This is a genomic window from Solitalea lacus (assembly GCF_022014595.1).
Classification (GTDB): Bacteria; Bacteroidota; Bacteroidia; order Sphingobacteriales; family Sphingobacteriaceae; genus Solitalea; species Solitalea lacus.
Genome location: NZ_CP091740.1, coordinates 72,624 through 91,295 on the forward strand (window position 1 = coordinate 72,624; position 18,672 = coordinate 91,295).

Genomic DNA, 18,672 nt, shown 5'->3' on the forward strand with positions numbered 1-18,672 from the left:
GATATATGGCTTGAGATTTGAAAAATTCAGTCAGCTTAGGTTTATCGGCTTTTCAAATCTCAACCTTCATCTAAAATCTAATTTTCAATGTCTCAAATTTCAATTAAGGCAGGCATTATCGGCGGTGCGGGTTATACCGGAGGCGAGTTATTGCGCATCCTTATCAATCACCCCAACGTTGATATTGTCTTTGTACATAGCAACAGTAACGCCGGCAACCTTATTTCAGATGTTCACACTGATTTATTAGGCGATACTGATTTAAAATTTGCATCTGAAACATCTCAGAATATTGATGTTTTATTTTTATGTGTTGGACATGGTGATGCTAAAAAATTCCTTGCAACTAACCTGTTCAATCCAAAAATTAAAATCATTGATCTTAGTCAAGACTTCAGGTTACAGAAAGATAACGGGCACGTTTTAAGCGCAGAAGAAGGGCCCAGAACCTTTATTTATGGGTTACCAGAACTTCAAAGGGAAGAAATTAAACAAGCTCAAAACATTGCTAATCCAGGCTGTTTTGCCACCTGTATTCAACTGGCATTATTACCATTGGCAAAAAAAGGAATATTGAACAGCGATGTTCATATTTCGGCAACAACGGGCTCTACCGGTGCTGGGCAATCATTAAGCCAAACGTCTCATTTTTCGTGGAGAAACAATAATCTTTCGGTTTATAAAGCCTTTGGTCATCAACATTTAAAAGAAATTACTCAAAGTGTAAAGCAGCTGCATAATGGCTTCAAAAAGGATATCAATTTCATTCCTTACCGAGGTGACTTTGCCAGAGGCATTATGGTTTCGGCATACACAGAGTTTGATGGTACTCAGGAAGAAGCTGAAAAACTGTACAAAGATTTCTACTCTTCTCATCCGTTTACACATGTTTCAGATAAAAATATCGATTTGAAACAAGTGGTTAACACGAACAAGTGTCTTGTTCATGTAGAAAAACACGGCAATAAGTTAATGGTACTCAGCATCATTGATAACTTGCTAAAAGGGGCTTCAGGCCAGGCTGTTCAGAACATGAACTTAATGTTTGGTCTTGATGAAAAAGCGGGACTAAATTTGAAACCAGTTGGATTTTAACCTCGATGAGCGTTTGCCTCATCCCAAAAAATCTTTTAAAATGAAATTATTTGATGTATATCCATTATTCCCTTTCGAATTGGTAAAAGCAGAAGGTGCTTACGTTTGGGATGAAAATGACAATAAATATTTAGATCTATATGGCGGTCATGCGGTAATTTCTATCGGTCACTCGCATCCGCATTATGTACAACTGATTACTGAGCAGTTAAATAAAATCGGTTTTTATTCTAACTCAGTGCAAATTCCCATTCAGAAAGAGCTTGCTCAAAAATTAGGGGCGCTTACCGGTGGTTATGATGATTACAGCCTGTTTTTATGTAATTCGGGTGCCGAGGCCAATGAGAACGCACTAAAACTGGCTTCTTTCCATACTGGAAGAAAAAAGATTGTGGCATTCAGTAAATCATTCCATGGCCGTACTTCGGCTGTTGTTGCTGCAACAGATGACAAATCAATTATCGCTCCTGTAAATGAGACAAGCAATATCATCTTCGTTCCATTTAATGATGAGGATGCATTAGAAGCAGTAATGAACAATGAAATTGCCGGTGTAATTGTTGAAGGCTTGCAAGGAGTTGGAGGAGTACAAGTTCCAACTGATTCATTCTTGAAAAAAATCCGTTCACTTTGCGACAAATTTGGCGCGTTAATGATTTTAGATGAGATTCAGTCGGGGTACGGACGTTCTGGCAAATTCTTTGCCCATCAGCATTCTGGGGTAAAAGCCGATATTATTTCCATGGCAAAGGGTATGGGAAATGGATTTCCTATTGGCGGGATTATCATCGCTCCACATATTGAGGCTAAGCACGGTATGCTGGGTACTACTTTTGGAGGCAACCATTTAGCTTGTGCAGCAGCCATTGCAGTTTGCGATATCATCAAACAAGAAAACCTGCAACAAAATGCTGCCGAAATTGGTGCATACTTAATAGAGGCTCTAAACAAATTTGAAGGAGTGAAAGATGTGCGTGGTTACGGTTTAATGATTGGCTTGGAGTTGGACAATTACGCCGACGTTCGTAAGAAACTAATGACTGACCATAAAATTTTAACAGGCGTTTCTGGTAAACAAAACACTATCCGTTTGCTACCTCCATTGAATATTACCAAAGCTCAAGCGGATGACTTCCTGAAAGCTTTTACTCAGGTAATGAATTCTTTGGCAGTTGCTCAATAGTTTTAACAAGGCAAAAGAAATAATTAATATTTTGAAAAAGCGCAAAAAGCACTAAATAAACGGACTTAGAGGCGCATATCTCAAATCTCAAAAATGAAACACTTCACATCAATCCACGATGTTCCTAATTTGGACGCTTTGGTTAACGAAGCGCTGAAAATCAAAAAGGACCCCTTAGGCTTTGTTGATATTGGTGGTCAGAAAACACTAGGACTTGTTTTCTTGAATCCTAGTTTACGTACCCGTATGAGTACCCAAAAAGCAGCCATGAACCTGGGAATGAACACCATGGTAATTAACATGGATAAGGAAGGTTGGCGTCTTGAAATGAATGATGATGTCATTATGGACGGGCAAACCGTTGAACATATAAAAGAAGCAGCTGCCGTTCTAGGCCAATATTGTGACATTTTAGGGTTACGTTGTTTCCCTAACCTGAAAGATAAACATGAGGATTATAGTGAAGAGGTCTTGAATAAGTTTATCAAATACAGTGGAGTGCCTGTTGTTTCGTTAGAAAGTGCTACTCGTCATCCTTTGCAAAGTTTTGCCGACATTATTACTATTAAAGAGCATGCGACCAAGCCTAAACCTAAAGTGGTTTTAACCTGGGCTCCGCATATAAAACCATTGCCTCAAGCAGTTTCCAATTCATTTTCAGAGTGGATGGTTAAAGCTCAGGAAATGGATATGGTTGATTTCGTAATTACACATCCTGAAGATTATGAATTAGCCGAAGAGTTCACCCTGGGCGCAACAATAACTACAAACCAAAACGAAGCATTAAGTGGGGCTGATTTCGTTTATGTAAAAAACTGGTCTAGCTATAATCAATATGGCGAAATACTAACCGATGGGAATGGATGGATGATGGATAACGCAAAACTTAAGTTAACTGATAACGCTAAAGTGATGCATTGCTTACCGGTTCGCCGAGGTTTAGAATTAGGTAATGATATTTTGGACGGACAAAACTCACTGGTCGTCCATGAAGCGGCAAACCGGGTTTATTCTGCTCAAACCGTATTAAAAAAATTGATCGAAGGTAATAAACTATAAAAAAGAGTAGTAATAAGTGAAGAATGAGCAAATATAAATCCGCATTTTACACTTTTATGAACTAATCACATATGCAGCAAACTGTTAACATCATAAAAGTAGGCGGAAACATCATTGATAACGAAACGAAATTAACTTCTTTTCTAAATGACTTTGCACACCTTAAAGGTTTAAAAGTATTGATCCACGGTGGTGGAAAGGTTGCTACAGAAATAAGTAAGGGCTTAGGCGTTGAGGCTAAAATGGTTGACGGCCGCAGAATTACCGATAGTGAAACGCTGAAAATCGTAACCATGGTATATGCAGGTTTGATTAATAAGAACCTAGTTGCCAAGCTTCAGTCAAAGGGTTGCAATGCCATAGGTTTAACAGGAGCTGATGCTAATATTATTCCTGCTCATAAGCGTCCGGTTAAGGAAATTGATTATGGGTTTGTGGGAGATGTTGAAGAAGACAAAATGGACGGCCAAGTACTTTCAATATTGTTAGAAAGTGGCCTTGCCCCTATTTTGGCTCCTTTAACCCACGATCAGCAAGGTAATATATTAAATACCAATGCCGATACTATTGCCTCAACTGTAGCAGTTTCACTGGCCAAAAACTTTAATGTAAACCTTATTTATTGTTTTGAGAAAGAGGGGGTGTTAGATGCTGAGGAAAAAGTAATTCCTCAGATATCAAAGCCTTATTTTGAAGAACTGAAAGAAAAAGGAGTTGTTGTTGCCGGGATGATTCCAAAATTAGATAACGCCTTTGCTGCAATTAATAAAGGTGTAAAATCTGTATACATTATGCACGCCGATGGCCTGCCAAAACTCATTAACGAGTCAGAAAATACGGGGACTCAAATATCATAATAAACTTGGCGCCACCAACGCTAAACCATTATGAAGAAATATTTATAAAAGGAGCGTAAAACCCATCAGTCTTTAGCCGATGGGAGGGATGTAAGGGACAAACGCTAACCTTGTGAAAGGATGTACTGACGAACTGTTTCAGGAGAAGCCTTTAGAATATAAAGCAAGCTGGAATGATAAACGAATAGTTAAAATCAATCGCTTCTATCCATCGTCAAAGACTTGCAACGAATGTGGATATATCCATCAGGACTTAACTCTTTCTGAAAGAATATGGACTTGTCCAAATGGGCATACTTTAGACAGGGACATAAATGCAAGTAAAAATATCCTTGAAGAAGGATTAAGAATAATCGGGGCGGAACTCTCCGATAACACGGGCAGAGCCTTAAATAAGACTTCTGAAAAGAAGCACAAGGCGTTGAAGTCCGAAGCCCATTTGTCTTTAGCAAATGGGTAGTTCACAGCTTCATACACTTTATCATTATGTCAACTAAAAACCTCAACATTGCCATTTTAGGCGGTGGAAACATTGGATTGGCCTTAGCCAAAGGACTGATAAAATCAGGCACTTATCAACCTGAGCAAATTACCATTACCCGCCGTAATTTAGGTGCATTACAACCTTTTTCCATTCAGGGTTTCAAAATCACCAATAACAATAACGAAGCGATAAAAAACGCCGATATAGTTGTATTAGGAGTTCTGCCCCAGCAACTAAATGGATTACTGGCCGAAGTCAAGGGATCTGTAAATGAATCACAGCTGATTATTTCGTTAGTAACCGGTGTTTCCATTCAGGACATTAAAGATAATTTAGGGAAAGCGCCGGCAGTAGTTCGTGCAATGCCCAATACGGCAATATCGGTTGGCGAATCAATGACCTGTATTGCATTTGATGGTGTTAGCATTGAACGTAAGGACCTAGTGAACAATATTTTCAACACAGTTGGTATCACCCAAGAAATCAAAGAAGAGTTAATGACCTCTGCTACAGCTTTATGCGCATGCGGCATAGCTTTCTTTTTACGTTCTATTCGTGCTGCTATGCAAGGCGGGGTTGAAATAGGTTTTCATTCAGAAGAAGCTTTAAACATGGCGGTGCAAACGGCTAAAGGAGCTGCTGCATTGCTAGCTCGTGAAGGCGCTCACCCTGAACATGAAATTGATAAAGTAACCTCTCCACGTGGTTGTACCATCGCCGGATTAAATGAAATGGAGCATCAAGGCTTTAGTTCAGCATTAATAAAAGGTATTTGTACTTCTGCTATAAAAGCCGGTGGATTGTATTCGAAGGATTCTTAGTTTTGCAATCGCCTTTGCGGGCAACAATTAACCGTTTAAAGAATCTATTCGAAGCTTAGCATTCTTCGACATGAAGAAAGCTGTAAAGAATTAAAGAATGACTTATCAACTTAAACACGATGCAATAGAGTTGCTGAAAAAGCTGATTTCTATTCAATCGTTTAGTAAGGAAGAAGATCAAACAGGAGATGTAATTGAAGCATTTTTGAAAGAACGCAGCGTTTTTACATTCCGTAAGATCCATAATATCTGGGCTTTTAATAAACATTATGATCCTAAAAAGCCAACCGTGCTGTTAAACTCGCACCACGATACTGTAAAGCCTAATAAAGGATATACAAAGGATCCATTTAGCCCAATTGTTGAAGATGGTAAATTATACGGTTTAGGCAGTAATGATGCCGGCGGATGTTTAGTATCATTAATGGCTACCTTCCTTTATTTCCATGAAAAGGAAGATTTAAAGTATAACATTGCTTTTGCAGCATCGGCAGAAGAAGAAATATCAGGCTATAATGGCATTGAATTAATCGTTCCTGAACTAGGTCCGGTTGAATTTGCTATTGTTGGTGAACCCACACAAATGCATTTAGCCATTGCCGAAAAGGGTTTAATGGTATGCGACTGTGTGGCCTACGGAAGATCAGGACATGCTGCACGTGAGGAGGGTGACAATGCTATTTACAAAGCCATTAAAGACATTCAATGGCTCAGCACGTACCAGTTCCCAAAGGTATCTCCGTTTATGGGGCCTATAAAAATGTCCGTTACCATAATTAATGCAGGCTCTCAGCATAATGTTGTTCCGGATCGCTGTGAATTTACTGTTGATATACGGGTAACAGAGCAATATACTCATGAAGAACTATTGGAAACTGTTAGGGCTAACGTAAGCAGTGAAGTAACGCCTCGTTCAATGCGAATGCGCTCATCATCAATTGCAGAAACTCACCCCATCGTACAAGCTGGATTAACCTTAGGAAGAACCACCTATGGCTCTCCTACTACTTCTGACCAGGCATTGATTCCTGTGCCGTCGTTAAAGCTTGGTCCCGGTGATTCTGCTCGTTCGCACACCGCTGACGAATACATTTATTTGAACGAAATAGAAGAAGGGATTGACCTGTATATAAAAATATTAGAGCAAGTAGTATGTTAGATTAGAGAGTACGAATTACAAGTTTAATAACGCTGATTCCTGTATATTAATTAAATTAGAATTATAGCTAGCTCGTTATTTTAAACCCGTATCCCCATCATTAATTCAACATGCTAAAAGAAAAATACTTGCACGGTTTCTCAAAAACGGAACAAGAGCGATTAATGCGTCAGGCTCGTTTTTTGGAAAACTATATCTATCACGATATTGATTTATCGTCTGTAGAAAACCTGTTGGAAGTGGGTAGCGGAGTCGGTGCTCAAAGTGAAATTTTACTAAGAAGGTTTCCTAGAGCACAACTAACATGTATCGATTTTTCGGAAACACAAATTGCTACCGCTCAACAATATTTAGGGCATAATGCAGTTGCAAAGGGCCGGTATGAAATAAAACAAATGGATGCAACCGATATGGATTTTGCATCAAATGAAAAATTTGACGGAGCATTTTTGTGCTGGGTATTGGAACATATTCCTAACCCGGTAAAAGTACTTTCAGAGATAAGAAGGGTTCTTAAGCCAGGTAGTGTGGTGTACTTGACGGAAGTATTGAACTCGAGTTTTTTTCTCGACCCTTACTCACCTAGTACTTGGCAATATTGGATGCGTTATAACGATTTGCAGTACGACATGGGTGGAGATCCGTTTATTGGGGCCAAGCTTGGCAATATGCTGCAAAGTGTGGGTTATACGAATATTCAAACAATGGTTAAAACCATTCACCTGGATAATCGTCAGCCAGGCAAAAGGGCTGAAATGATTAATTTCTGGGCTGATTTATTAATGAGTGGCATGCCAAATTTAATTGAGTCAGGCTATGTAGAACCTGAAATTGCTGAAAAAGTAAAAGAGGAAATGAAAACTGTTGCCAAAAACCCTAACGCAGTATTTTTTTATTCGTTTGTGCAGGCAAAAGCACATACTTCGTGAATTTGAGATTGAAACCATGGAGATTTGAAAATTATCCATTGCTCAATGGGTATAATCAATTCAAATCTTTCTAATACTAAAAGATGAAACTCTGGGCTAAAAACACCAACGTACAAAAAGAAGTAGAACAGTTTACAGTAGGTAACGATCGGGAGTTAGATATGTATCTGGCGCCATTTGATGTTTTGGGCTCTATTGCACATATCACCATGCTAGAAAGCATAGGTTTATTGAGCAAAGAGGACCTTTCAACCTTAAAAAAAGAACTGGTAAAAATATATAGTGAAATTGAACATGGAGAGTTTAAAATAGAAGAAGGAATTGAAGACGTTCACTCACAGGTTGAATATTTGTTAACTCAACGCATTGGAGATGCCGGCAAAAAGATTCATAGTGGACGGTCGCGTAACGATCAGGTTCTGGTAGACATCAAACAATACTTGCGTTATGAATTAATGCAGGTTGTTTCCCATGTCAAGCAGTTGTTTGAAACTTTGCAGCGATTAAGCGAAGAACACAAAGAGAAGCTAATGCCAGGCTATACGCATCTGCAAATAGCTATGCCTTCATCTTTTGGGCTCTGGTTTGGAGCTTATGCCGAGTCATTGGTTGATGACATGGAGCTGCTCCTCGCAGCTTACAAAGTCGCCAATAAAAATCCATTAGGCTCTGCTGCCGGTTACGGTTCATCTTTCCCGCTTAACCGTACCATGACCACTGAGCTTTTGGGTTTTGGTGCACTGAATCATAACGTCGTATATGCACAGATGACAAGAGGCAAATCGGAAAAAATTGTTTCAATGGCATTGGCCTCTGTTGCTACAACCCTGTCGAAATTTGCTTACGATGTTTGTTTATACATCAGCCAGAACTTTGGATTTATTAGTTTTCCGGATCATTTAACAACCGGTTCAAGCATTATGCCGCACAAAAAGAATCCGGATGTATTTGAGTTGATCAGGGCAAAATGCAATAAGCTGCAAGGGCTTCCCAATGACTTAACTTTACTCACCAATAACCTGCCATCCGGATACTTCCGTGATATGCAAATTACCAAAGCCCTTATAATCCCGGCTTTTGAAGAACTAACCGACTGCCTGCAAATTTGCAACTACATGTTGCAGCATATCACTTGCAATGATAATATCACTCGTGATGAAAAGTATAAGTATATTTTCAGTGTTGAAGTGGTAAATAACCTGGTATTGCAAGGAGTGCCTTTCCGCGAAGCCTATAAAAACGTAGGTTTGGCTATTGAGGACGGTAATTTTGAGGTGCCGGAAAGTATCAATCATACCCACGAAGGCAGTATCGGCAATTTGTGCACTGCTCAAATTAAGGCTGCTATGGAAAAGGTGATCTCAGGATTTGAGTTCGAAAAGGTAGAAATGGCTGTTGAGAAGCTTTTAGCATAAGCATAACTCTTAAACTAAAAAGGGTCTTGCATAATTCATTTGCAAGACCCTTTTAGTTTAGTAACCGAGCTTCATTTTTGACTCAAGCCATTCCTTCCTTAAATTCTTCATCTCTTCAGAAACATCCAAGCCGGCATTTTCATAAGTTATCACCTCCCAACGAGGGTTTTCCTGAAGTACCACTTCTGAATTCTTCTTCATCCCACGGTGAACAAATTCCACCGATAGTTTATCGCCTGGTTTTTGACTTACCAATATACTCTGTAAATCATTAGGGCCTTTAATTTGTTTACCATCCAAGCTTACAATCACATCGTTTATATCAATTCCTGCATTATATATAGGTGATCCATGTTGTGTGACAGATGTGATCAATAAACTTCCATTTTCAATCGGCTGAGATCCAAAATTCCCTATCCAGGCTCTGCCTGGAGCAGACTTACGCAATAATAATCCTGCTTTACCTAATAATTTCTCATAGTTATTCTTTTCTGCCTTATAGATATACCGATTAAAAAAATCATCAGTAAAGGTTTTATTATTCGTGTATTGGGCTAAAAGACTTTGCAAATCATCGCAAGTATAAGGCAGCTCGTTTTTACCATGCTTTTGCCAAACCAATTTCATATAATCATCTAAATTCAAGTTTTTAAATTCGGTTCTTAATCTTAAATCAAGTGCTAACGCTGTAGCCTCTCCGTACGGATAGTAAGAAACGAACATATTGGGGTAATTGGTTTCATCTATTGCAACACCGGCATCCACAAACACCGCTTGATTACTCATTGTTACAGGCGAATATTTTTGAGCCCCGGGCATTACCAACACACTATTAATGCAGTTGTTTAAACGCATGCAATATTCATCAATTAAATAAAAACCAGCTCGCTTAAGTAGCAAAGTACCGTAATAACTAGTAAAACCCTCAGCAAACCATAACTCATCACTCATGTTTGCATGTTCAAAATTGAACGGCTCTAATGACTTCGGCCTAATACGCTCCACATTCCATTGATGAAAAAATTCATGAGAAAGGGTTCCTAATAAGTTTTTCTCATTTCCAGAGAATGTATTTGGGACTGTAATAATTGTTGAATTCCGATGCTCCATTCCATCTCCGTCTACAAACTGATTAACATTTTGTATAAAGGTATAATGACCGAAATCATAGTTAGGAAACTCACCAAAAACCAGCTGTTGCTCTAACACCAAACGTTTCACCATTTTAGTGTAATTATCAACTTCAGAGTCATTAGCGGAGGTGTTCAAAGCCAAACTAATAGTTTGTTCTTTTCCATCTGGATTTTTCACCTTCCAACTACGTTGAAAATGATTGCTCAATTCAGTTGGACTATCCATAAAATACTGAAGATTTGGGGCCTGATACAGCCCATTAGATAGCGGTTTCAGCTGAGATGCCACCTTCCAATTTAGCCCTTCGGGAATATTAAACTTCACTTCAATTGGATTCCCTTCTCTGCCTTTTGTCCACATAAACGCAGCTGGAATATTCAAATGGGCTTGTGTTTCATCAATATCAGCATAAGTACCATCAGCACGAACGCCAAATAAAGTATAGTTTAACCTGACAGCTCCATTGTGTCCAATAATTTCATATACATCACCTTGTAAGCGCTTTACCCTTAATTCTCTCCCCGCAGGGTCATATGCTCTCACATTATAAATATTTTTACCAAACTCATGTGTTGCATAGCGTCCCGGAGAAGAGCGGCTAGCCCTAAACTGAACAGCCCCAGGCTTCAACTCCTTTACCAACAAACTAATTTCAGCTTCATGATGTTTATAGTTCGGAAAAGAGACTTCGTATTGAGTAATTTGAGCCCATACTGGAGTTGTAATAAAAAAAGACAGCAGTGTAATAAAGGCAGTTAAGTATTTAATTTTCATATGTATGTGGTTGTTGTACCAATTACTTTGCAAAACGAATGTTGTTTTTTAAACTTGTATCTTTGTAAATCCTAAACTAAAACAAAACAATCTAAAATGAAATTAGTCGTCTGTACTAATTTTATAACTAGATTTAACTTAATTAATACTAAAAAAAGATGAAAGAAATCACAGTACAAGAGTTAAAGCAAAAAATAGATAACCAAGAAGATTTTCAGCTAATTGATGTTCGTGAAGAATTTGAATATCAGGATGCAAATATTGGAGGTACCTTAATTCCATTAGGTAATATTTTGTTAGAATCAGACAAAATCTCAAAAGATAAAGATGTGGTGGTTCACTGCCGTAGTGGCAAACGTAGTGCTGCTGCCATCATGCAGTTAGAACAACAATTTGGCTTTACTAATCTCGCTAACTTACAAGGTGGTATTTTGGCTTGGGCTGCCGAAATTGACCCGAGTTTAAAAGTAAGCTAAAAGCTATGGGCAAGAAAGTTCTTTTAAATACCTGCATTACCATTATGTTGTTCATTTCCTTCATTATGCTATTATATACATTTGAAGCGCGCAACTGGATTCATGTAAGTATTTCTGCAATTGCTTTTTTAGCTTTCCTGGCCATCAAAGTTATGTATGTGCGTAACGTGCATCAGGAACTTAAAAGAAAGTAAGCGTTAAATAAATAGTTAAAAAAGGTAAGCTGGTTTAAAATCTGCTTACCTTTTTTGTTTTATTCACAATTAACCGTTAAATATTAGCTTAAAAGCCATCTTTTTTCTTTAGATTTAAGAGAAGAGTTAAGAGGATCATCTCTTCTATCCTTTAATATCTAAATTTAAGATCTGTTATGAAAAACAATCTATTTAACTACCTATCAGCATTGCTATTTGTTACCATCACGTCTTGCGGCAGCACTAAAGATGCATCAATTAACAATACCCGTTGGGAACTCAATGAAGTAGAAGGAGTGGTGATTGATTACATTGTTAACCCTAAAGCCCAAATATTTCTAACCTTCGACGAATCTCAGAATAAATTTAGTGGATCAACAGGCTGCAACACCATTGGCGGCAAGCTTACTACTGAAGGCTCCAAAATGCACCTAGCAGATATCTTCTCAACCCAAATGGCTTGTCCTAAAATGCAGGCTGAACGGGAATACCTCCGATTGCTTGAAACAGTTGACAATTACAAATTAAACGGCAAAAAACTCATTCTTTATCAGGGCACAAAGCAAATTGCATCATACACCCGCAGTAAAAATCCAGTACCGCCTATACCTCCTGCAACTAAACCTAATTAAATACTTAGCCTCATTTTGTTAAATTGGTGTTCATTTACAGCATAAATGCTTAATATGGTAACCGTAATCCCAATGTATGAACCAGTACTAACATCACTCAAAAAGTGCTGGGCTAAGTACACTCTGGAATAACCTACCAGAGCTGCCAGAAACAGGATTAATAATCCCCATCGCTTATCGTTAACCATGTTTACAAGCAAGAAAGCCATACTAAATGCCGATGCAGTATGACCAGAGGGAAATGAGTTAGTATGATGCACATTAACCCAATCACATAAATGCAGATGAGCAACATCCTGAAAATGATCTAAGGGGCGCGGTTCTACCATCAATCGTTTAAGCAATTGAACCACAAAAGTTGTAGCAACAAAACTGCATAAAGAAATATAAAACCATTTACGGTCAATAAAATAACAAACAGCAATCAGCAGCAAATAGCAAATACCATCTCCTAAATAGGTTATCAACCAAAAGAAATAATCAAACACCTTAGTATGGTTGCTATTTATCGACATAAAGGTTCCATCCTTACCATAAACATTCAAAAAAAACAATGTTAAAACCAGCAGGAAGGTATAGCCACAAAGGAACAGGCGATTTCTATACAATAAGCTTTCCATGATATTATTTAGCTAAAATTACAGACACAGGCGATTCAAACAGATCCTTTCCTTCAAATAACACTTTAAGTTTAAGTGCGCTTAAATCTTTTTCAAACTCCTTGCGGGTGATCACCCTGGCATTTGGATTTCCTTGAAGAAACCTACTTAACGAATCTTTATCTTCAAACAATTGCACAGTCTCTGCTAAGTAAAAATTAAATGCCGGATTATAGCGTTTATAAGCACATATGGGAGAATTCGAATCCAATAAATGTTTTGATCTGCTAACCGGATTTTCAGAATACACATTAGGATATATCCACCCCATAAACAACAGATTCATGCAGATAAAAGCCGTTGCCATTGCATAGATTCCCTTATCCCACTCGCTTTTATTAAAGTACCATAACGAAAAAATTGCCCCAGCTGTAAGAATAGTAAACCACCAGGCCAACTCCGAATGATTTCGAATAGGAGCTTCAGAGCGGATGATAAAATAAAGAGCAAAGGGCAAGGCAAAGAATAGAATCACGTTGAAGAAGGACGATAGCTTGACTGACTTGGGGTTGTATTGGGCAATAGCACTTAAAAAGTTTCCTATTAGCACCGCACAAAACGGATAGGCCGGCATTGTATAGTTTGGCAGTTTAGTTTCTGATATTGTAAAAAAAACTACATAGACTAAAGCTGAAATACTGCAAAACTGAATAAAAGGATGGCCAAATGTTCGATACGATTGTTTAACTGTTTGTACAATGAAAGTTGAGAAAGGCAACAAACCGATAAAAACAAAAATTGCAGTTAATCCAAAGAAACCTCCATGGCCTTCTTTAATTTCGGAAAACCGGTTTAAGTTATGTTCCAGAAAAAATCCCTTTGTCCAAGCACTATCTGTAGCAATATGAACCGCAATGTACCAAGGGGCTGCAATCAACAGAATGATGAACAAGCCTACAAAAGGTTGTAGCTCCCCAAAAATTGTTTTTAAAGTAAACCGATGCTGAAAGAGCAGAAAGATGAATACAATTAATACGGGTAAAAAAAGGGCAACCGGACCTTTGGTTAATGTTCCACATCCTAGCAGTGCATAAAATAGGTACAACCACCCTTTAGATTTTGTTTCCAGAAATGTATAAACTGAAAACATCGCAGTAGATACAAAGAAAATCAGATAAGGATCAGGTACTGCCAGGTGGAATTCCAGATTCAGGTTAATTGACACTAACCACACTAATGCAGCAAAAAACGCTGTTTTTTCGCCTAAAAACCGACGTGTAAACCAAAACAGAATCAACACTGTAAATACCCCGAATACCGCTGAGAAGAAACGTGCCGAGAACTCATTTACTCCAAACAATTTATAGGCACAAATCATAAAGAAATAATGCAAAGGAGGTTTATCGGTTCGTAATTCATTGTTGAAGGTAGGTGTAATCCAATCACTCCGCAACATCATCTCCCGGGCGCATTGAGCATTTTTTGCCTCATCTAAAATATAAACAGGTGTTTTACCCAAATGAAAAAAATAACTTACAACAGCCAACACTATGACCAGTATTAACAAATTATTATTAGTGTTATTTCTTAATAAGGATTTACTCATTCAAGTTATATTTGATAGTAGCAATTATAGCGCAAAACATTAGATGAAAAACCTTTTAATAACTGGCGGCGCCGGATTTATCGGGAGCAATCTTATCAAACAATTGTTAACTGAAGAGCAATTTAAAATTACTTGTGTTGATAATTTCGATCCTTTTTATTCACGGAAAGTTAAGGAATTGAACCTTGCATCTCTTTCACATCACCCTAATTTTGAATTATTGGAATTCGATCTTGCCGACGAACAATCAATAAAAGAACAATTGCGAGGAACTTTCGATATAATTATTCACTTAGCAGGCAAGGCCGGCGTAAGGCCCAGCATTGAGCAGCCTTTAGCTTACCAAAGAGCCAATGTTAGCGCCACACAAAATCTGCTTGAATTTGCAAAAAACAAGGGAATTAAACAGTTTATTTTTGCTTCATCAAGTAGCGTGTATGGTGTTAACCCTAACACCCCATGGAAAGAAAACGAACCCTTAATGCCTATCAGTCCGTATGCCAGTACCAAACTCTCATGCGAACAACTTGGCCATGTTTATAGCCATCTGTATGGCATCCGATTTCTGGCTTTACGTTTTTTCACCGTTTACGGACCTGGTCAGCGCCCTGATTTAGCTATTCATAAATTTTTTAAGGCGATAATGCAGGATGCTCCCATTCCGGTTTTTGGAGATGGCAGTACCAGTAGAGATTATACGTATATAAATGATATTGTTTCAGGCATTAAGGCTTGTATTGATTACGATGAAACTTTGTATGAGATTATCAACCTTGGCAACCACCAAACAGTAACCTTAAACAGCTTAATAAAGGCCATTGAAAAAGTTTGCGACAAAAAAGCAATTATTAACCCCCTACCGCTCCAACCTGGCGATGTTCCTCAAACCTATGCTGATGTTTCAAAGGCTTATCGATTATTAGGATATCAACCTAGAACAAAACTGGAAGAGGGTCTGCAAAAGTTCTATGAATGGTATTGCGTAAACAAATCAATCTTATAGCCCTTTATGTTGTTCGCTCACCGTTAATCTCTCTTGGTTAAAAACATAATAAACACCTATAAATGATACCGCTGCTGTAATTAAATAGAACCACAGACTGATGGTAACAGCGAAATGCATATCAAGCAGTAAATAGGAAGATCCGAATAGAAAGACCAATTCACGGGCTCCCAAACCTCCTATTGTAAATGGCAAAACAGCTATTGCTGACGAAATAAGAAAGATTAGTTCATACTCAAGAAGATGACCTTTTATCCCCAAAGCCCTCAAAATGAAAAAAACGCTTACCATTTGCGCCAGCTGCACAAACAGTGCCTGTAACCCTGTTTTAAAAAAGGAGGATAAGAACTCCTTGAACCATAAATAATAAAACAGGTAAAATGCAATACAAGCTACAAATGCTCCGATAATTATAATTTGGCGTAAAGAAATTCCAGCTAAACCTGTATTTAATTTATCGGGTAGCGGAACAACTAATAATAAAGCTAAAATCAATAATGCCAGTGCAACTAAGCCACTTACACGATCAAGAAAAACTGCCCAAAACAGCTTTTTTGCCGAAGTTTGGTATTGTTTGTTGAGCCACCAGATTTTATATCCATCACCTCCGATTCCTCCTGGAAGAAATAGATTGTAAAACATCCCAAGCCAATAAAGCCGCAAGTTGATTAGCTGAGAAAAATACAGGCCAATTGCATGAAAGAAAACATTAAGCCTAATTGATGAAATTATTTTTGAAAGGATAAAAAAGAGTGCCGCAAGCAGCACGTACCAAAGGTTTGTGGTTTTAAAAGCCATCATAACCTCATTTACATCCACCTTACGAGATACCCACCATAAAGAAAATACAGTTACTGCTAGTTTAAGCAATAACTTAATAATGCTCCACCACTTCTTGTCGCTGTCCATTCACAACAATTCTTCTTATTTGATATGTTTTCTTGTTTTGAGATTCAAAGTAAGTACGGATGCTAATTTCTGATAAAATTCCTATTGTAATAAACTGAATCCCTCCTATCAACAAAATAATTCCTGCAATTAACATTGGTTTACCCCAAATATCCTGGCCCCTTAATTTCAGTACAAGTAGGTAAACATTAATTAGCACTCCTAAAAACGTGGAAACAAATCCCAAGGTACCAAATAAATGCATGGGCTTTTGAAGATATTTCCTGAAAAACACCATCAACATCACATCACTTATCACTTTAAACGTTCTGTTAATTCCGTATTTTGATTTTCCAAATCTCCTGTGATGATGTTTTACCGGAACTTGTGTAATTGTTGCTCCCTGTAGCTTTGCTAAAACAGGAATAAACCTATGCAATTCACCGTAAATGCCCAAATCTTCGGCTATTTCACGTTTAAATACTTTTAGAGTACAACCATAATCACGAATATGTACCCCTGTCATACTGCGAATCATTGCATTGGCCATCTGACTCGGTATTTTACGTAACAATACCCCATCTTTACGATTCACCCGTTCCCCCGCAACAACATCCCAATCTTCGGTTTTAAGTTTTATGAGCATCGACGGTATATCTGCTGGATCATTTTGCAAATCACCATCGATCATGGCTATATACCGACCACCCGAGTTATCAATTCCAGCAGTCATGGCGGTGCTTTGCCCATAGTTTTTGCGCAATTCAACCAGTTTCACACGATGATCAGAATGCTGGATTATTTTTTTCCGGGTAGTATCTGTTGAGCCGTCATCTACAAAAACAATTTCATAATCAATGCCGTCAAGTGCTTGACGCAGAGCATCAATAAGGGGCGAAATATTATCCTCCTCATTCATTACGGTAACCACTACAGAAAGTTCTCTCATGCAGTTAGATCAGTTAAGCTGTCAGCAGTCAAAACTATTTATCCCATGTTACCCTGTTGTTAAGTTTAAGTTGTTTATACAAATAGGTAACACCTAAGTAATTTAAGATTTATATGGGTCAGTTACAAGAAACTCCAGAGGTCGAGCATGCTTATCTACCCAATATTTATCTCCATTTTATAGCTATGTCGAATTCCCAAGCCAGCAATTTGTGGTAGTACTATTTTACCAGCGTTTAACACCGGATCTTCAAAAGGCTTATTTACAGTAAGCCAGGGCCCGTCCAAATCGGCATAGTCACATAATGGAGCTAAGGCTGCTGCAGCCATAATTGCGCAGGAGGTTTCGCTCATACAGCCGATCATTACCTGTAAATCCAACTCACGTGCTCGGGATATCATTTTTGATGCCTCTAGCATGCCTGTGCATTTCATCAACTTTATATTTATACCTGAAAAAACGCCTTTTGCCTTTTCAACATCTGCAAATCGCTGAACGGATTCATCTCCAAAAGTCGGGATGGGACAGTTTTCTGTCAGCCATGCATTTTCATCAATCATTGTTTTGGGCATTGCTTGTTCCACAAACATGGCTCCATGCTGGGCAAGCCAATTTATTTTGTCTAAGGCCTCATATTTATCCCTCCACCCCTGATTTGCATCAATATACAATGGTTTATCGGTAATTGAACGGATGGTTTCAATCATTTCCCTATCATTTGCCCCTCCCAACTTAACTTTCAGCACCCTAAACTCCCCGGCATCAAGCACTTTCTTTTTCACTATTTCAGGATTATCAATTCCTATAGTGCAACTTGTAACAGGCATTTGATTGGGCTGGCTATTAAACAAAGTGTAACAAGGCTTATCGTTTAGCTTCCCCATCAAATCGTGTAAGGCTATATCAATTGAAGCTTTAGCAGCAGGATTTCCAGGTGCAACAGCATCAACATAGTTGAGTATTTCTTCAATGTTTGGGTTTGATGAAAACTGTTTTAAATTAAGTTTCGACAAAAAGTCAACAGCTGTTTGATGCGATTCTCCCAGATAAGGAGGCATAGAGGCTTCGCCAAAGCCAACTATACCTTCATGCTCAATTTGAGTAAGCATTAGTGGAGTTGAAGTGCGAGAAAAATTAGCAATGGTAAAGGGATACTTCAACTGTAAATCAAACGCGCTGAAACTTAATTTCATGTTTGGATTATTTAATTCGAGAAAGGTATTTCTACATCAAAAACATTTCTGCCAAGTTAAAATTAATATGAGATTATTTGTTTTCAATTTTTATAATCGCTTTTCTGGTTAATCAAAAGAACACTTTACGATGATTTACTTATCAGATTAATAATTTCTATAGAAATTACTAAAAGTGCCTTATTTTTAGCCAGGTTTTCATTTCGGTTAACTACCGTAATG

Annotated in this window: 19 protein-coding genes; 13 read left to right on the plus strand and 6 right to left on the minus strand. The window is 38.1% G+C overall.

The features are described from left to right. Window positions 1–87: 87 nt before the first annotated feature. From argC to argH, 9 genes are all read left to right on the plus strand, one after another. A complete protein-coding gene (argC, locus tag L2B55_RS00280) occupies window positions 88–1,095 on the plus strand; it encodes an N-acetyl-gamma-glutamyl-phosphate reductase (protein WP_237848157.1) in 1,008 nt (335 codons plus the stop codon). A 40-nt stretch (window positions 1,096–1,135) separates the two neighbouring features. Next, window positions 1,136–2,278 (plus strand): aspartate aminotransferase family protein, encoded by a 1,143-nt coding sequence (locus L2B55_RS00285; protein ID WP_237848159.1) that lies wholly within the window; start codon window positions 1,136–1,138, stop codon window positions 2,276–2,278. Window positions 2,279–2,371: 93 nt separating this feature from the next. Next, window positions 2,372–3,337: a Rossmann-fold NAD(P)-binding domain-containing protein gene (locus tag L2B55_RS00290; RefSeq protein WP_237848167.1), complete on the plus strand. Its 966-nt coding sequence runs from the start codon at window positions 2,372–2,374 to the stop codon at window positions 3,335–3,337. Between the two features lie 71 nt (window positions 3,338–3,408). Beyond that, window positions 3,409–4,194, plus strand: coding sequence for an acetylglutamate kinase (gene argB, locus L2B55_RS00295; RefSeq protein ID WP_237848169.1), 786 nt, complete (start codon window positions 3,409–3,411; stop codon window positions 4,192–4,194). Between the two features lie 112 nt (window positions 4,195–4,306). Further along, a complete protein-coding gene (locus L2B55_RS00300) occupies window positions 4,307–4,654 on the plus strand; it encodes a transposase (protein WP_237848171.1) in 348 nt (115 codons plus the stop codon). Window positions 4,655–4,680: 26 nt separating this feature from the next. Continuing rightward, window positions 4,681–5,499: a pyrroline-5-carboxylate reductase gene (proC, locus tag L2B55_RS00305; protein ID WP_237848190.1), complete on the plus strand. Its 819-nt coding sequence runs from the start codon at window positions 4,681–4,683 to the stop codon at window positions 5,497–5,499. 97 nt (window positions 5,500–5,596) lie between these two features. Next, window positions 5,597–6,658, plus strand: a complete 1,062-nt coding sequence (locus tag L2B55_RS00310; RefSeq protein ID WP_237848191.1) for a M20 family metallo-hydrolase — start codon at window positions 5,597–5,599, stop codon at window positions 6,656–6,658. A 110-nt stretch (window positions 6,659–6,768) separates the two neighbouring features. Beyond that, entirely contained in the window at window positions 6,769–7,587 is an 819-nt protein-coding gene (locus tag L2B55_RS00315; protein ID WP_237848200.1) for a class I SAM-dependent methyltransferase, read from the plus strand. Between the two features lie 83 nt (window positions 7,588–7,670). Then, window positions 7,671–9,002, plus strand: a complete 1,332-nt coding sequence (argH, locus tag L2B55_RS00320; RefSeq protein ID WP_237848203.1) for an argininosuccinate lyase — start codon at window positions 7,671–7,673, stop codon at window positions 9,000–9,002. A 57-nt stretch (window positions 9,003–9,059) separates the two neighbouring features. On the opposite strand, the gene L2B55_RS00325 is transcribed toward argH, so the two are convergent. Further along, entirely contained in the window at window positions 9,060–10,910 is a 1,851-nt protein-coding gene (locus L2B55_RS00325; RefSeq protein WP_237848206.1) for a M61 family metallopeptidase, read from the minus strand. Between the two features lie 158 nt (window positions 10,911–11,068). On the opposite strand from L2B55_RS00325, the gene L2B55_RS00330 reads away from it, so the two are divergent. From L2B55_RS00330 to L2B55_RS00340, 3 genes are all read left to right on the plus strand, one after another. Next, the gene (locus L2B55_RS00330; RefSeq protein WP_237848208.1) at window positions 11,069–11,386 is read left to right on the plus strand and encodes a rhodanese-like domain-containing protein; all 318 of its coding nucleotides are present in this window, start codon (window positions 11,069–11,071) and stop codon (window positions 11,384–11,386) included. Between the two features lie 5 nt (window positions 11,387–11,391). Further along, window positions 11,392–11,580 (plus strand): DUF6358 family protein, encoded by a 189-nt coding sequence (locus L2B55_RS00335; RefSeq protein ID WP_237848210.1) that lies wholly within the window; start codon window positions 11,392–11,394, stop codon window positions 11,578–11,580. A gap of 176 nt (window positions 11,581–11,756) precedes the next feature. After that, window positions 11,757–12,212, plus strand: a complete 456-nt coding sequence (locus tag L2B55_RS00340; RefSeq protein ID WP_237848217.1) for an META domain-containing protein — start codon at window positions 11,757–11,759, stop codon at window positions 12,210–12,212. Here L2B55_RS00340 and L2B55_RS00345 read toward each other — a convergent pair. Both L2B55_RS00345 and L2B55_RS00350 read right to left on the minus strand, forming a co-directional pair. Further along, window positions 12,209–12,832, minus strand: a complete 624-nt coding sequence (locus L2B55_RS00345; protein WP_237848225.1) for a phosphatase PAP2 family protein — start codon at window positions 12,830–12,832, stop codon at window positions 12,209–12,211. The genes L2B55_RS00340 and L2B55_RS00345 overlap by 4 nt on opposite strands. A gap of 4 nt (window positions 12,833–12,836) precedes the next feature. Continuing rightward, window positions 12,837–14,417, minus strand: coding sequence for an ArnT family glycosyltransferase (locus L2B55_RS00350; RefSeq protein WP_237848238.1), 1,581 nt, complete (start codon window positions 14,415–14,417; stop codon window positions 12,837–12,839). Window positions 14,418–14,460: 43 nt separating this feature from the next. Between L2B55_RS00350 and L2B55_RS00355 the strand changes: the two genes are divergently transcribed. After that, window positions 14,461–15,420, plus strand: a complete 960-nt coding sequence (locus tag L2B55_RS00355; protein WP_237848240.1) for a GDP-mannose 4,6-dehydratase — start codon at window positions 14,461–14,463, stop codon at window positions 15,418–15,420. Here L2B55_RS00355 and L2B55_RS00360 read toward each other — a convergent pair. The 3 genes from L2B55_RS00360 to L2B55_RS00370 form a co-directional block, all read right to left on the minus strand. Continuing rightward, the gene (locus L2B55_RS00360; protein WP_237848243.1) at window positions 15,415–16,329 is read right to left on the minus strand and encodes a lysylphosphatidylglycerol synthase transmembrane domain-containing protein; all 915 of its coding nucleotides are present in this window, start codon (window positions 16,327–16,329) and stop codon (window positions 15,415–15,417) included. The genes L2B55_RS00355 and L2B55_RS00360 overlap by 6 nt on opposite strands. Further along, the gene (locus L2B55_RS00365; RefSeq protein WP_237848245.1) at window positions 16,295–17,257 is read right to left on the minus strand and encodes a glycosyltransferase family 2 protein; all 963 of its coding nucleotides are present in this window, start codon (window positions 17,255–17,257) and stop codon (window positions 16,295–16,297) included. Before L2B55_RS00365 ends, L2B55_RS00360 begins: the two co-directional genes overlap by 35 nt. Before the next feature lie 155 nt (window positions 17,258–17,412). Further along, a complete protein-coding gene (locus L2B55_RS00370; RefSeq protein WP_237848253.1) occupies window positions 17,413–18,450 on the minus strand; it encodes a dipeptide epimerase in 1,038 nt (345 codons plus the stop codon). Window positions 18,451–18,672 lie beyond the last annotated feature (222 nt).

Excerpts from the sequence above, each read along its gene's own strand:
- L2B55_RS00290 (WP_237848167.1), top strand. The coding sequence starts at position 2,372 with ATGAAACACTTCACATCAATCCACGATGTTCCTAATTTGGACGCTTTG.
- L2B55_RS00345 (WP_237848225.1), bottom strand. The coding sequence starts at position 12,832 with ATGGAAAGCTTATTGTATAGAAATCGCCTGTTCCTTTGTGGCTATACC.
- argH (WP_237848203.1), top strand. The coding sequence starts at position 7,671 with ATGAAACTCTGGGCTAAAAACACCAACGTACAAAAAGAAGTAGAACAG.
- L2B55_RS00315 (WP_237848200.1), top strand. The coding sequence starts at position 6,769 with ATGCTAAAAGAAAAATACTTGCACGGTTTCTCAAAAACGGAACAAGAG.
- proC (WP_237848190.1), top strand. The coding sequence starts at position 4,681 with ATGTCAACTAAAAACCTCAACATTGCCATTTTAGGCGGTGGAAACATT.
- argB (WP_237848169.1), top strand. The coding sequence starts at position 3,409 with ATGCAGCAAACTGTTAACATCATAAAAGTAGGCGGAAACATCATTGAT.
- argC (WP_237848157.1), top strand. The coding sequence starts at position 88 with ATGTCTCAAATTTCAATTAAGGCAGGCATTATCGGCGGTGCGGGTTAT.
- L2B55_RS00285 (WP_237848159.1), top strand. The coding sequence starts at position 1,136 with ATGAAATTATTTGATGTATATCCATTATTCCCTTTCGAATTGGTAAAA.
- L2B55_RS00340 (WP_237848217.1), top strand. The coding sequence starts at position 11,757 with ATGAAAAACAATCTATTTAACTACCTATCAGCATTGCTATTTGTTACC.
- L2B55_RS00325 (WP_237848206.1), bottom strand. The coding sequence starts at position 10,910 with ATGAAAATTAAATACTTAACTGCCTTTATTACACTGCTGTCTTTTTTT.
- L2B55_RS00360 (WP_237848243.1), bottom strand. The coding sequence starts at position 16,329 with ATGGACAGCGACAAGAAGTGGTGGAGCATTATTAAGTTATTGCTTAAA.
- L2B55_RS00355 (WP_237848240.1), top strand. The coding sequence starts at position 14,461 with ATGAAAAACCTTTTAATAACTGGCGGCGCCGGATTTATCGGGAGCAAT.
- L2B55_RS00335 (WP_237848210.1), top strand. The coding sequence starts at position 11,392 with ATGGGCAAGAAAGTTCTTTTAAATACCTGCATTACCATTATGTTGTTC.
- L2B55_RS00330 (WP_237848208.1), top strand. The coding sequence starts at position 11,069 with ATGAAAGAAATCACAGTACAAGAGTTAAAGCAAAAAATAGATAACCAA.
- L2B55_RS00310 (WP_237848191.1), top strand. The coding sequence starts at position 5,597 with ATGACTTATCAACTTAAACACGATGCAATAGAGTTGCTGAAAAAGCTG.
- L2B55_RS00350 (WP_237848238.1), bottom strand. The coding sequence starts at position 14,417 with ATGAGTAAATCCTTATTAAGAAATAACACTAATAATAATTTGTTAATA.
- L2B55_RS00370 (WP_237848253.1), bottom strand. The coding sequence starts at position 18,450 with ATGAAATTAAGTTTCAGCGCGTTTGATTTACAGTTGAAGTATCCCTTT.
- L2B55_RS00365 (WP_237848245.1), bottom strand. The coding sequence starts at position 17,257 with ATGAGAGAACTTTCTGTAGTGGTTACCGTAATGAATGAGGAGGATAAT.